Consider the following 13,308-nt stretch of genomic DNA (forward strand, 5'->3'; position numbering starts at 1 on the left):
TCAGCTGAAACGTTCATCTTTGACCGTAGTAATCAATTGTTCCATAAAAACACGGCTAGCCGCACATAAATATTTGTTCTTTCGATAAACGATACCAATTTGTGTGGTGACCACTGGATTTTGAATAGGAATCGTTCGGATGTTAGGATTATCTATATAATCTAAGTAAGCTTTCGGGAGTATGGTGATACCGATACCCTTGCTGACCATATTTACAATTGATTCCATCGTTGTCATTTCGAGTACAGGTTGTGGCGTAAATGACAATGAACGGCACTGCTCATTAACTACTTGTCGCAAAAAATAAGTGTCAGGCAATAAAACAGATGGCGTATCTTTTAAAATGTGAAGTGTTACAAACGCTTTCTGCGCAAGAGGATGTTCTAAAGGCGCCGCAAGTGCAAGATTCTCGTTGTAAAGTGGGACGGCTTCCAATTCTCCATGCTCCATGGGCAAAAATACAATGCCTAAATCAAGTTCATTTTCCAGTAGTCCTTTGTAAATATCGCCAGTCCGTAGTCCATGTATAAAAAGCTCTACATTGGGATAACTGTGGTGAAATTCGATAACCGTAGGGGGAAGCAAGTAATTGACAACCGTCAGAAGTGCACCGACTTTCAGCGTACCTCTTTCTAATCCCTGCAGTTCGCTGATTGTCGCACGTGCCTGCGAAAGTTCATGAAACACATTGTAACTGTGATGTAGCAACGTTTTGCCTGCCGTGGTAAGCATGTTTTTTTTACCGACGCGATCAAATAGCGGCATGCCCACTTCATGCTCTAGCAAGCGAATTTGCTGACTTAGTGAGGGCTGAGCTATCCCGAGTTTCTCGGCAGCACGGGTAAAATGCAGTTCTTGACATAAGACCATAAAATATTCCAATTGCTTTAGTTCCATCGGATATCCTCCCATATTTCATATTCAAATAATAGATATATTCTATTATTATATACTAAATCATAAGTTTATCTAATAGTTCGTGAAGTAGAGAATGGAGGGAATTATTTGATAACTCCAATTAAAATGTAACTTAGATTGACTAGTAAATCATGAGAGAGATCTTAGTAATATAGTTAAAAGGGGTTCGATATGGATGAGTCAACCTATCATAGAGCGGATCATGGTTGGAAAGCCGCAAACATTTGGACAAAAAGAAGCGAAACGGCCAATGGATCGTGAATGGACGAGTGGTATTGTGAAGCAATCTGTCCATGGGAAGATCTGGGCGAGAAAAACAAATCTTCAGGGAGATGGGCAAGCCGACCTCAAACATCATGGGGGACCGGAAAAAGCAATATTTGTCTATCCCGTCACTCATTATGCCTTTTGGCAAATCAAACTGCAAAATCCAGACTTTACAGTTGGTGCATTTGGTGAAAACTTGGCTGTTCAACACATGGTTGAAGCTGACTTGTGTATCGGTGATATTTTTCAAATCGGTGGAGCGATCGTACAAGTCTCGCAACCGAGGCAGCCTTGTTGGAAACCGGCAAGACGCTGGAAGATTAAAGACTTGGCTTTACAAATACAACAAGAAGGCAGGACAGGCTGGTATTTTCGCGTTCTGAAAGAAGGCGAAATCCAAGCAGGGGATGTTCTTCAACTTCGAGAGAGACCTTTTCCAGAATGGACTGTTTCTAGATGCAATGATGTGATGCATAATCAACAACATGATTTAGAACTGGCAGCTAGACTTGCTTCTTGTGAGCTTCTTGCACGTAACTGGCGTAATACGTTAGGCAAACGAGCACGAGGTGAGGGGAAATTGGATATTCGTAATCGGGTAATCGGTCCAAATGAATAATCATGAAATAAAACAGATTGAAAGAGCTCTTCCGGAGCGACGAAAAAACGTCCACTTTCTTAGTTTTAAAAATGAGAAAGTGGGCTTTACTATTATCATTTCCTTTCTTCTCTTGTTAAAGTAATTGGTAAGAGCTTTGAAAGGCGGTGTTCCGTTTGAATTTACAACAATTAAAATATGCATTAGAAGTGGCAAGCAAGGGATCGATGAATGAAGCGGCAAAAAGTTTATTCATCTCACAGCCAAGTTTGTCGAATGCGATAAAGGAATTAGAGAAGGCCATTAAAGTCACGCTATTCATCCGGACGAACAGGGGAGTTACTGTTACGAATGAGGGGGCGGAGTTTTTAGGTTATGCCCGACAAGTATTACAGCAATATAACATGCTTGAAGAAAAATACATAAGTGAAAAAACAGCTAAGCAACATTTTTCTATTTCAACCCAGCATTATACTTTTGCAGCCAATGCTTTTGTGGAACTTGTAAAAGAATTTGGGATGTCAGAATATGAGTTTACACTTCGGGAAACGAAAACGTATGAAATCATTGAAGATGTAAAGAATTTACGAAGTGAGTTAGGGATCATCTATTTAAGTAAGTATAATGAATCCGTATTACTAAAGCTGTTGAGAGATAGAAATATAACCTTTTCAGAATTATTCACCACGAAACCACATGTATTTATTAGTAAAAAACATCCATTGGCCAACGAGGAATCTATTGATTTGGATGAATTAGAAGACTATCCGTGTCTTTCTTTTGAGCAAGGAGAATACAACTCTTTTTACTTTTCAGAAGAAATTTTAAGTACGAGAAGTGTAAAGAAAAGTATCAAAGTAAGTGACAGAGCAGCTATCGTTAATTTCATGATTGGACTCAATGGATATACGATTTCTTCAGGCGTTTTTCCTAAATACCTTCACGGAGATGAAATTATTGCAGTTCCTCTTAACGTAGATGAAGTCATCCGTATAGGAACAATTAAGCATAGCGATGTCACCCTAACAAGACTTGGCGCAATCTATTTAGACGCCTTAAGAAGATTTGCTAAAGAATTATAAATGAAGATGGACTAAATAATAGGTCTGATATAGATTCCAGCTATATTAGGTTATATTCTTTTGGTATTATGCTATATCAAAAAGACTCCCTATAATTATCATTATTCGGATGAAATGGGAGTGGATTTTGATATGGGGGTTCAAGTATTATTTTCATTTGTTATATACGTACTCATAAATGCCTTTACACCGGGGCCAGGTAATATTCTAGCATTCAATACAATGACGAATTTTGGATGGAAGAGGGGAAAACCTTTATACTTCGGGATCTTTACCGGTTATTTTTTTGTCCAAGCATTATGTGCCTTTTTTATTTATGGATTAGAGAACTTAATAAATCCAATAATGACTGTCCTTACCTATGCAGGAGCTATTTATATCGTGTGGCTTGCTTATCAGATTGCCATTAGTAAGTCTGACAATCAGATATCCGTGAAACAGCCTTCTTTTTGGATTGGTTTTGTTCTACAAATTGTTAATGTAAAGATATTTTTATTTGGTATTACCTCTTTAACAGGATATGTTATACCTTATTACGCATCGCTAGGTATGCTTTTATTTTTTGAAATGATCATTGCTGCAATAGGTACCCTTGCTACGCTGACTTGGATATTATTCGGGGGATTATTCCAGAAAACATATTTTAAACATTTTAGAATCATAAATATTGTATTGGCGATAGTACTATTGCAATGTGCAGTGGAACTTTTATTGCAGTAAAGAAAGGGTCAATATAAATTTGGTGGAGGAGAGTTGTATATGCGTATTTTAGTTTTAGGAGCTGGGGGAATAGGAGGCTATTTTGGTGGCCGTTTAGTAGAAAAAGGAGAAGACGTTGTTTTTCTTGTTCGTACAAAACGAAAACAACAGCTGGAGGAAAATGGTCTAGTCATCCACAGTGTAAAGGGTGATTTCTCTTTTGCACCCAAATTAATAACAAAAGCTGATCATACCAAGCCATTTGATATCGTGTTACTTTCAATAAAAGCTTATCATTTAGAAGATGCAATAAACGATTTGAAACCATTTATCGGTGAGCGGACAGTAATTATACCATTATTAAATGGTATAGCGCATATAACTCCATTAAAAGAAGCATTTGGTGAACAGAAAGTGATTGGAGGCTTGTGCATTATAGAAACTACATTAAATGAAAAAGGCGAAGTAGTGCATTCGAGTGCCTTTGACCGGCTTGTATTTGGTGAACTCGACCATCAAGAAACAAATCGAATACAACAAATTGCTCATACATTCAGTGGTACAAAAGCAAATTTTGTTTTGAGTAATCAAATCATGCAAGAAATGTGGCACAAATATTTACTTATCACCGTTATGTCAGGTGTTACGACACTAATGCGCGCACCAATGGGACCCATTCGTGAAAGCGAGGGCGGCAGAGACTTCATTAGAAATTTGTTTGAAGAGGTTACAGAGATTATTAGAGCCAGTGAAGCTCCAATTGCTGATCATATTGTGGAACAGCATATGAAGTCGATAGATAGCCTCTCTTATGATTTTAAAACCTCTATGCAGCGGGATATGGAAAAAGATTTATTGATTGAAGGAGAGCACTTACAAGGGTACTTATTGGAACTGGCAAAACAATATCATGTAGAAGCACCGTTTCTGAAAGCTATTTATCAGAATTTAAAAGTATATGAAGAAATGTTATAGAATTTTTTATTTAATTTTATTGGTGACGAACAAAGTCCACTTTCTCAACTTTAAAACTGAGAAAGTGGACTTTAATTATCTACGCGCATAGGATGAGACGTTTCACTAAAATTTATGATTTCAAAACCATTGTGATTTGCTATACTACAATGAATAGAACATATATTTAGGGGAGTTCGAGATGGAATTACATAAGTACTGTGAAACTTTCAAGTCCGCAATTGAGCACTACACATTAACAGAAGACCAGCTCTATTTCACCGATACACCTAAAGAAGCGATTGCATTAGCAGCTGAAGACCCAGATCGTCATCCGATATTAGCAATAAAGGACGGTCTGCTCGTCACGTTTTTTGTCTTACATAGTAATGAGGGAGTCAAGCCATATTCCAACAATGAGCAAGCGATACTAGTAAGAACCTTCTCAACTTGCTTTTATCATCTCGGAAAAGGCTATGGAACGGAAGCGTTGTCGGCATTGCCGCAATACTTGAAAACGAATTACTCCGGAATCAATGAAATCATCTTGGCAGTCAATTATCGAAATGAAGTTGCACAAGGTCTATACAAAAAATGTGGATTTATCGATACAGGTTTACGATCAATGGGAAAAAAAGGTGAACTTATTGTGATGAGCCATCGTTTTGACTGATTAAATCTGGATGCCTATTCTTTTTATTTGTATAATTTCGATTAGTTGGAAGATAGATTGAAGGTTAGATGTTAGAATGATGGATAATGGGGGTGGGGTGATGAACGAAGATAAAGAAACACCTGAAAGAAGAAGGGAAAGGTTACGACAAGAAGAGTTAAAAAGAAACCCAGCCGGAAATATGAGCGATGCTTTCAATAAGGCGGAAACTGGAAATCTTGCTGAGTTGGTAGGGGGATTAGGCTGGAAAGGTACTGGCATACTCATACTTGTTATTATCATCGCTTTTATAATTATATCAATGATTTTTAATTAAGGTAACATAATACAAAAAGAAGCTTGAGTATTGTCGAGCTTCTTTTTTATGTTAACCGAACATATAATGAAGTATTAATATTTGAATATTATGTAATTAAGGTAAACGGAAATAACTGAATTTTGTGAATTGGGGGAGGGGTTATCCATGTATACACCTATCATAACAAATTTTACTACTAAACACGGTAACAATCGCTGGAAATCAAAGAGTCTAAAAATAAGTAGGGATGTGTTTTTATCCAGTGGCTTAGAATACGATAATTGGTTGTTTATAGAGTGTAATCCACATGTTATTAGTTATTGCGAGCGACCATTTGAAATTAAGTTGCCTATGGGAAATACGATTCGTTCATCAATCCCTAATATGTGGATTTTATATGCTGATGGTACAGAAGAAATAAGAGAGATAAAGTATTCGAATGATTTACAAGAAAAAAGAGTGTTAACGCAAATAGAAATACAGAAAGAATGGTGTGAAAAACATAACTTAGTTCACAGAATAGTTACCGAAAAAGAACTTAGACGGAATCGGTTTCTCCTTACAAATTATAAAATTATAATAAGTTTACTAAAGAAAGGAAATTATTTAAACGAAGTGATTAGAAGCGATATCATGGATCAAATTAAAAGAGATAAGAAGACATCAATCCAACAATTACTTAACATATCCTCAGGATTAAATATTGAAACATTACTTTCGAATATAGCTTTGTTGCTATTCATAGGAGAAATATATGCTGATTTAGATTCCAACTATTTTGGAATTAATTCGGAGGTGCATTTAATAAATGATTGAAGCTGAAGAACTGTTAGTAAAGTATAATCTTCAGGAAATAGATTCTTGGATTTTGGTCGAACTACAGATTTTTAAATTCAATTAATAATAATGGGGATATACAGAAACCAGCAGCATTTTAGGTATCTGTATATTTTTTTGTCTAAACAATTTTAGAATGTATTTAAGAAGTCCAAGCCTAAACATTTATGTCTATTTACAGCAATTCTGCATTTTATCTCACTGTTCCAAGTATACTTATTCAACGAAACACAACTATCGATAATATATATTATGTAAACTAAAATATTTTTAAACGGAAGACCACTTCTAAAATGGCCTCCCTCAAAGTTAATGTTCAATATTAAAAAACTACCCAGTTCAGTTTCCAGGCAGTTTTTTTGGCAATATGTTGAACGATCAAATGAAATAAAACTTAGAGATCTTTTTCTAATTCGTCCTCTAATTCGCATAGTAAAGTAATAACTTTCTCAGAAGCTTCTTCTAATTGTTTGAAGCCCATTTCAACCCCGTACAGATCATTTCTGTTATGACATTCAACAACTAATTTTGCATTTTCGTGAACTTCTTTATGTGGTATTTCGAGTTGTTTGAAAGCATCTTTTTGTTTTATATGATCAGGTAAATCTCCATAATACCACTGACCTAATCGGCACATTTCATGAGATGTTACTTCTTTCAAATCAATCGTTTCGACTCCTAATATTAAGTTATATACGCGCCACTTCCATAATAGATGGTCTGTTTTCGCGACTTTCACTATATCTTTAGAAGTAAGTTTGACATTTATCTCAAAGAACGTTTTACGATAATTATCCATTTTATTACTTAAATCAAAGAGTGTTTTCGCAGTTTGATGTGAGATTTCTCGAGCTTGTACACTATTATCATAAATAGAAGAATTTCTAGAAGCAATATCTACAGTCGTGGAAGTTTGTTCCTCGCTCATGGCTGCTATTTGCGATGTTGCTTCGTTAATCCCTTGCATCATTTCGACAATATGAACTAATGCTTGGCTTGTGTTCTCTGCCCCTGTGACGCTTTTTTCTACTAATTTAGAGGTTTTGGTGATTTCATCGATTACTTCTGAAGAAACCCTTTGCAAAGATTCCATATTTTCGTTGATTTTTACGATTTGTTCTTTTGTATGTTCAGATAATTTACGGACTTCAGAAGCAACCACGGAAAATCCTTGTCCGTGTTCTCCCGCTCTCGCAGCTTCAATACTTGCATTTAACGCGAGTAAATTGGTTTGGTCAGCGATCCCTTTAATCACTTGGACAATGTCTTGGGTATGGTCGATTTCCTGACCAAGTCTTGTTACCCCGTTCACAATTTCTTCGTACACTTTTCCAACTTGAAGAATGTCCGTTGTCGTTTCATCTACAGCTAGCCGACTTTTTTCAGCAGATTGTACAGCATCATCTGTCCCCTCCGCCACTTTTATCGCATAATTTGCAACTTCTTGTATGGAGGCACTCATTTGATCAGTAGCTGCAGTAACATTATGTGTTTCATCCATTTGTTTTTCTATACTATAAATGAGTTGTTTCGTCGTATCAATATCTGTTATCTCATTCAACATATCCGAAACACCAAATAGGAAATGCTTAAATGTATGTTCCATATACACTTCTACGATTAGCTGTTGGTCATATGCAGCTAACTTTTGGACGGCAATTATACTCTCCATCATCCGAGCAGGTTTATGGTATAGTTTTTCGATTAAGACAGCCGTCATTACTTGAAGAAGCAAATGATGGGCAGAAATAAAATTTTCAGCTGTTAAATTGATGCGACTATGCACTTGGCCGATACGGATACGGGTCATGATATACTCTTTATTAATTTCTGCTTCTAAAAATTGATCAAGATACTTCCCCATCGTTTTTCTTAATCGATCAATTGTAGAATATTCGTTAATAATCTTATGTAGACCCTCGACAGACTGGATCCTTTCATAAAACTTGTCAATCATCTCATCCTTAAAAGGGGCAAGAAAATCCGCTGACTCTTTTACAATTTGTAACGTATCTTGGTCGATACCTAAGAAATTCAGGCGTTCTTTTGCTCTTTCTCCTACATTTGATAAGTTGGAATTAGTAAACTTTATTTGTTCATCCCAAGATATAGATTTTCTGAAAAAAAGACTCATAAATTATGCTCCTCATATTTATATTATTTACTTGGTAATACCTGCAAGAGCTGTATCTCCTCGGACAAATATGCATTTTTCTTTAGTACAAAAACAGCTTGTGTCTCAAGCGTTTGAACAGCATTATAAGTTTGTCCAATTTGAGATGTTTTACCGCAATCATAAAAAAAGACCCTGAAAAAATCAAGGTCGGTTGCACTACTTGCTCCCAGTCATTTAAGTGCCCAAATACAAATGCTGTTCATTGCTCCATTATTCTTTTATTTTGCTATTTTCATAAGTAACTAATTTTATTATAGTTATAATCTCCTAATAATCAAGCACAAATCTAGATTTCATTGCACAAAGTAGGACAACCAATAAGTAATGTCACAATTCGTTCATGTACCTCGTCAATTTTTCTGCCTCTGCCGGTTGTTTAAGCTCATCCTCGTAGTGATAAGTGAATCTATATGTAAATTCGATTGTATAATCGAACATTCTACAAGTTTGACTGTTTAATCGAATTACTGATATATTTGATGATATCATCGAACTTAATGCTACAATTGATGCTGGGAAGGTGTTGTTTATTGATGACGAATCCAATTTCTGTTTTCATTATGGACGTCAGTCATTCGTCTAAGGGAAATATCGGAAGTGAATTAAGTGAATATCTTCAGCAATTAGAGGTACGTATAGCTAAGTGGACACAAAATATTGTTGCGACGCAAATCACCCACCGGGCTGGCGATGAACTCGTCGTGGTGAGTAATGGCTATGCAACAGCTTATACGCTTGCTTTTTATTTGAGCCGTGTTTGGAAATTCTCAAATCATAAACCCTATTTCGGTCTGTCTTTTGGTGATATACAAGATGACGTTAACACTTTGAACGTAGAAACTTGGATTCATCCGTTAATGAAACAAGCTAGAGAGGCAAATGATTTCTTGAAAAAACAACAAAATAGAGCTCAATTTCACTTTCGGTTGGCGGATTTTTCAGATGAAAAGTCACCCGAAGGATTCAATGTATTTGGAAGTCAGTTTGAAACGTTGCTAAATGTGATTTTAACTTTGCAACAAGAACAAATAAATGAACAAACAGAAATCCAATCGCTTGTCTGTTCTTTGTTCTTAATCCTTACTCAACAAAATAAAGTGAGTCACTATTTGGGGAGAACAGCATCTACTGTTTCAAGTCATATGAAAAAAGGCAAAACAGAAGCTATCCTGGATGCTTTTCATAACATTGTAAACGTATTAAATTCTTTAGAAACTGATCATAAGTTGAATCCGTATAGCGCAAGTGGTTCATTACAAAGGAACATACGACAGATTGTGAGCGATCAGCTTCATGATTATTTTCCAAACATTGAGGGAGGAAAATGATGACTGTCCTGCTGCTACTTCTCGCACATTTAATTGCTGACTTTTGGTTACAAACGGATAAAATGGTGAAACATAAAATAAAACATTTCAAGAAACATTTTCTTCACCATCTATTTACTACAGGAATAGCGCTTGCCATCGTATGGGGGTATTATTACGAGTTTAGGAACATGGTTGAGTATTTTATTTTCCCATTACTTTTTATCTGTGTCTCACATCTTTTCATTGACTTGCTGAAAATAAAACTAGTGGACTCCATTAAAAGAAACACAAATGATAGTTTGAAAAAACTTGGCTTTTTCCTATTCGATCAACTTCTTCATATCGTAATGTTACTCAGTACCTGTATCATTTTCTTTCATATGGAAGTTGTGGTAATGACTACTCGTATTTTAGAATTGTTTGGGACAAGCAAATTAGATCCGCTTAACGCGTTATTATTGCTCATTATCATTTTTATTTTAGCGACAAGTGTCAGTGGTCATATCGTTAAATTCATCGTTGGCTCTTTGCCTTCAGAGTTTGCAAACTTCGAAGGCGAACTGACGCTAAAAAATCAAATTATTGCTGCGAAAGAAAAAGCTCAACCTAATATGGAGAATAGTTTTACAGAAGAATACCATTATTTTACGTACACCACTCCTCTCCGTTCACGTGGAAATCTCATTGGCTACATCGAAAGATTGCTCGTTATCTTATTAACGATGATCGGTGCCTATCCGTCTATCGCTTTTATTATCGCTGCCAAGTCGATTGCACGGTTCAAGCAGTTGGATGATCGAAATTGGGCGGAATATTTCCTGTTAGGGACATTATCCTCTATCTTTTTAGGATTACTGCTTGGTCTCGTTGCCCAGAGATTGATCATGTGATGGACCATTGTAAAAAGGTTTTACAATTTCCCCTCATAAAAAATCCCCCTAGCTACTCAACCATGAGTGGCTAGGGGGACATTACACTCTACTATCTGCCCCTTTAAAAGCTTATAAACGGCTCAGGCTCATCCAATCAGTAAAGTCATTATTCGTTCGTGTGCATCATAAATCTTTTCTGCCTGCTCTTGCTGTTCTTGATACTGAGAAGCATACAAATCCATTTCGCAAAGATCGATTAGCATATTAACCAATACTTTCGGCAAGGTTTCCCATCCATAAATCTGGTTGGAAATGGATTCCAATTCATTATAAATTCTTTCAAATTGCCGCTCATCCATACCTTTGCCGTTTTGAAGCTTTTCAAAAAAATGTCCGTCCTCATTGATGTACTCGAGCAGTTTGGCAATATCTTTGGCTTTCTCAGGATCTATTTCCCCCGTTTCTTTTGTCCATCTATGAATCAGCGCTTTTATCTGTTTAGCGGCTTCCATTATTCGTGTCGCTTCATCTTCCTTATAAATCAGTGAAAAGTTATAGAGTTCATCAAACAGTTCAATGAGAGCGTGGATGGCGTTTTGAGGTATACTCTCCCGATTCTCCCACTCATCAGCACAAGCAGCCAATGCTTTAACTAGCTTTTCAACCTCCATTGCATGCAATCCATTCCCCATTCGTAACTCAACGAGTACACTTATTTCCGCCTGCACGAAGCTGTCAATTAGTCTGTTTTCTTTCGATATATCATTATCATCCATTTAACCATCCTCCCAATTCCCGTGAATTTATTTTTATTAAACGAAGAAAAATGCTCAATTACTGGGGGTGGGAACTGGTGTTCTGTTTGTTGTGTGTTTGGGATAATAGCGGAATAAATTTACAATTATTGTATTGAATGGGGTTAAAAGGCTTCGAAATGGCTGTTTTTTTATAATAAATGGGATCGGAAGTTATCATGAGCTTCAAAAATTCTCCGCATTCGTTCTGTGTTGACCGAACAAATGTTCAAGTCCCGTAAATTTGGCACTCGACAACTAATTTACGGCTCAAAAGAAACAAGCAACATTGCTTTATTCTACAATGCTGCTTGTGATGCTAGATGACACACCTTGGAATATCACCGTTGTTCAAGTTCCTTATAAGCCAATACTTTTAAGGCCAATAATTCTTCATCCGTTAACTTGCCTTCAATCTCATTGAATAAGCGTTGTTGCTCTTCCGCGGTAAGACCACTTTGGGCTTTCGTTTGGAGTTCTTTCAATTCACTTACACTGAACTTCTTCACTAATACTCTGACCGCTTCTTCTTTCGTTTGGAATGGTAACGTGCTGCTATCTACGTTTTTCCCTTCTTCGATAAATGCTTGCAGTTGCGGATCATTCTTGATTTCTTGTTTAATACTTTCAATTTGACCGCTGTCAGTCAGTTCTACCGCTACTTGGTCCATCACTTGGTCAGCAATGAGTTTTGTCCCAAAAAAGTAAATCGCGAATCCTGCTACAGCGATAAAGACCACAGTACCTAAAAGTATTTTTAAAAATTTCAAATGGCTCTTCCTCCCTTTATGGGGTCTATGATAGAGATACTACACAGAATTTCGCCGATGCACAAGAAAAAAGCCAACAGCAATTGTTGACTCATTTCCGTGCTACACTAATGTCCACCTTGAAAAATTCTTTGTTTGCATGAGCGTGTATGCTCAAAGGTGCGGGTTTAACCGCGATACCACCCTAATTCCACTGAAACCATCAACAATCGTTTTTAATGTTCACCGGTAAAAAAGTATTCATATTTAGTAAAATCCATCTCATGCTTCAACAGCTTTTGAAAGAATTCTTTGTGTTCTATTGATAAATTGAATTGGCCAATTACAGGATGTTCGTTCGACAACTTCAAAACTCTTTGATACTCTTCAATAGGTACCTCAATTAGCTCTTCACTACCTACAATCAATTTGCTATCATCTGTGATTTCATTCCATTCGACCAGCCTGGTTGTCTTTTCCTCCGTATAATAGTAAGGTGATTGAAATGGTTCTACAAATAAACCATTGTTTTCAGCAAATGCAATCGCAGACAACGAATTATTGCAGCTTCCCACATACATATAAGAATCCCAGCCAAAATGGACAAAGAACTGATCTTTTAAATAGAACTGACAAAATAACAAGTTACGTAATACCATCTGACAAATTATGCGAATTTCTTGGATGGTGACAATCCTATCTACTGCTACTTGCACCTCATCGAATGCTGGCTCATACAAGATCGATTGTCGTTCTTCTGGTGAAATCTTAACTGTAGAACATTGCAGGATCCGCAGTGAACTAAGATTGCTCGCAACTAAAAATTGGATCACTGTATCCACATAGGAAGCTTCAACGCGAAGATACTCGTTCAATGTGAATTCATGGCCATTAATCGTCTGTCCGATTTGAGAAGGGCAGGTCCATTCTTCTACGATTGTGTAATAGCCGTCGTCATCTCTAAAGTCTGGATTATATTTTGTAATGCGCCATTGATAATTTATACTCGTAACCAATGTTGTTTTCTCCTTAGTGAAAAAATCTTATGTTTCTTTCTTGTATGATTAGATCTTGGAAACTA

At 36.5% G+C, this 13,308-nt stretch carries 14 protein-coding genes and 1 riboswitch; of the genes, 9 read left to right on the plus strand and 5 right to left on the minus strand.

Annotated features, from left to right (window positions below; all coding sequences use genetic code 11):
* Window positions 1-897 carry a LysR family transcriptional regulator gene (locus ACFPRA_RS00755; RefSeq protein ID WP_381429443.1) on the minus strand — a complete coding sequence of 299 codons (897 nt, stop codon included), beginning with the start codon at window positions 895-897 and terminating at the stop codon, window positions 1-3.
* Window positions 898-1,093: 196 nt separating this feature from the next.
* Here ACFPRA_RS00755 and ACFPRA_RS00760 point away from each other — a divergent pair, with 196 nt between their 5' ends.
* From ACFPRA_RS00760 to ACFPRA_RS00790, 7 genes are all read left to right on the plus strand, one after another.
* Window positions 1,094-1,804: an MOSC domain-containing protein gene (locus ACFPRA_RS00760; RefSeq protein WP_381429445.1), complete on the plus strand. Its 711-nt coding sequence runs from the start codon at window positions 1,094-1,096 to the stop codon at window positions 1,802-1,804.
* Between the two features lie 155 nt (window positions 1,805-1,959).
* Window positions 1,960-2,865, plus strand: coding sequence for a LysR family transcriptional regulator (locus ACFPRA_RS00765; protein WP_381429447.1), 906 nt, complete (start codon window positions 1,960-1,962; stop codon window positions 2,863-2,865).
* 120 nt (window positions 2,866-2,985) lie between these two features.
* Window positions 2,986-3,585 carry a LysE family transporter gene (locus tag ACFPRA_RS00770; protein ID WP_381429449.1) on the plus strand — a complete coding sequence of 200 codons (600 nt, stop codon included), beginning with the start codon at window positions 2,986-2,988 and terminating at the stop codon, window positions 3,583-3,585.
* Window positions 3,586-3,624: 39 nt separating this feature from the next.
* Window positions 3,625-4,539 carry a 2-dehydropantoate 2-reductase gene (gene panE / locus ACFPRA_RS00775; RefSeq protein ID WP_381429451.1) on the plus strand — a complete coding sequence of 305 codons (915 nt, stop codon included), beginning with the start codon at window positions 3,625-3,627 and terminating at the stop codon, window positions 4,537-4,539.
* A 181-nt stretch (window positions 4,540-4,720) separates the two neighbouring features.
* A complete protein-coding gene (locus ACFPRA_RS00780; RefSeq protein ID WP_381429453.1) occupies window positions 4,721-5,191 on the plus strand; it encodes a GNAT family N-acetyltransferase in 471 nt (156 codons plus the stop codon).
* Window positions 5,192-5,291: 100 nt separating this feature from the next.
* Window positions 5,292-5,507: a DUF6366 family protein gene (locus tag ACFPRA_RS00785; protein WP_381429455.1), complete on the plus strand. Its 216-nt coding sequence runs from the start codon at window positions 5,292-5,294 to the stop codon at window positions 5,505-5,507.
* 147 nt (window positions 5,508-5,654) lie between these two features.
* On the plus strand, window positions 5,655-6,305 hold the full coding sequence (locus ACFPRA_RS00790) for a TnsA endonuclease N-terminal domain-containing protein (protein WP_381429457.1): 651 nt from the start codon (window positions 5,655-5,657) through the stop codon (window positions 6,303-6,305).
* Between the two features lie 415 nt (window positions 6,306-6,720).
* On the opposite strand, the gene ACFPRA_RS00795 is transcribed toward ACFPRA_RS00790, so the two are convergent.
* A complete protein-coding gene (locus tag ACFPRA_RS00795; protein ID WP_381429460.1) occupies window positions 6,721-8,460 on the minus strand; it encodes a methyl-accepting chemotaxis protein in 1,740 nt (579 codons plus the stop codon).
* Window positions 8,461-8,638: 178 nt separating this feature from the next.
* Window positions 8,639-8,720: riboswitch (cyclic di-GMP riboswitch) on the minus strand.
* Window positions 8,721-9,035: 315 nt separating this feature from the next.
* Here ACFPRA_RS00795 and ACFPRA_RS00800 point away from each other — a divergent pair.
* Together ACFPRA_RS00800 and ACFPRA_RS00805 are read left to right on the plus strand one after the other, a co-directional pair.
* Window positions 9,036-9,830 (plus strand): hypothetical protein, encoded by a 795-nt coding sequence (locus tag ACFPRA_RS00800; protein WP_381429462.1) that lies wholly within the window; start codon window positions 9,036-9,038, stop codon window positions 9,828-9,830.
* Window positions 9,830-10,702: a DUF3307 domain-containing protein gene (locus tag ACFPRA_RS00805; RefSeq protein WP_381429463.1), complete on the plus strand. Its 873-nt coding sequence runs from the start codon at window positions 9,830-9,832 to the stop codon at window positions 10,700-10,702. Before ACFPRA_RS00800 ends, ACFPRA_RS00805 begins: the two co-directional genes overlap by 1 nt.
* A 128-nt stretch (window positions 10,703-10,830) precedes the next feature.
* Here ACFPRA_RS00805 and ACFPRA_RS00810 read toward each other — a convergent pair whose 3' ends face one another.
* The 3 genes from ACFPRA_RS00810 to ACFPRA_RS00820 all read right to left on the minus strand — a co-directional run bounded on the left by ACFPRA_RS00810 (window position 10,831) and on the right by ACFPRA_RS00820 (window position 13,243).
* The gene (locus ACFPRA_RS00810; protein ID WP_381429465.1) at window positions 10,831-11,460 is read right to left on the minus strand and encodes a hypothetical protein; all 630 of its coding nucleotides are present in this window, start codon (window positions 11,458-11,460) and stop codon (window positions 10,831-10,833) included.
* Between the two features lie 359 nt (window positions 11,461-11,819).
* Window positions 11,820-12,248: a hypothetical protein gene (locus ACFPRA_RS00815; protein ID WP_381429467.1), complete on the minus strand. Its 429-nt coding sequence runs from the start codon at window positions 12,246-12,248 to the stop codon at window positions 11,820-11,822.
* Between the two features lie 215 nt (window positions 12,249-12,463).
* Window positions 12,464-13,243: a DUF7683 domain-containing protein gene (locus ACFPRA_RS00820; protein ID WP_381429469.1), complete on the minus strand. Its 780-nt coding sequence runs from the start codon at window positions 13,241-13,243 to the stop codon at window positions 12,464-12,466.
* Window positions 13,244-13,308: the final 65 nt, after the last annotated feature.

This window comes from Sporosarcina soli (assembly GCF_042655805.1).
In the GTDB taxonomy this organism is placed as follows: Bacteria; Bacillota; Bacilli; order Bacillales_A; family Planococcaceae; genus Sporosarcina; species Sporosarcina soli.

Excerpts from the sequence above, each read along its gene's own strand:
- ACFPRA_RS00755 (WP_381429443.1), bottom strand. The coding sequence starts at position 897 with ATGGAACTAAAGCAATTGGAATATTTTATGGTCTTATGTCAAGAACTG.
- ACFPRA_RS00760 (WP_381429445.1), top strand. The coding sequence starts at position 1,094 with ATGAGTCAACCTATCATAGAGCGGATCATGGTTGGAAAGCCGCAAACA.
- panE (WP_381429451.1), top strand. The coding sequence starts at position 3,625 with ATGCGTATTTTAGTTTTAGGAGCTGGGGGAATAGGAGGCTATTTTGGT.
- ACFPRA_RS00780 (WP_381429453.1), top strand. The coding sequence starts at position 4,721 with ATGGAATTACATAAGTACTGTGAAACTTTCAAGTCCGCAATTGAGCAC.
- ACFPRA_RS00785 (WP_381429455.1), top strand. The coding sequence starts at position 5,292 with ATGAACGAAGATAAAGAAACACCTGAAAGAAGAAGGGAAAGGTTACGA.
- ACFPRA_RS00790 (WP_381429457.1), top strand. The coding sequence starts at position 5,655 with ATGTATACACCTATCATAACAAATTTTACTACTAAACACGGTAACAAT.
- ACFPRA_RS00795 (WP_381429460.1), bottom strand. The coding sequence starts at position 8,460 with ATGAGTCTTTTTTTCAGAAAATCTATATCTTGGGATGAACAAATAAAG.
- ACFPRA_RS00800 (WP_381429462.1), top strand. The coding sequence starts at position 9,036 with ATGACGAATCCAATTTCTGTTTTCATTATGGACGTCAGTCATTCGTCT.
- ACFPRA_RS00805 (WP_381429463.1), top strand. The coding sequence starts at position 9,830 with ATGACTGTCCTGCTGCTACTTCTCGCACATTTAATTGCTGACTTTTGG.
- ACFPRA_RS00810 (WP_381429465.1), bottom strand. The coding sequence starts at position 11,460 with ATGGATGATAATGATATATCGAAAGAAAACAGACTAATTGACAGCTTC.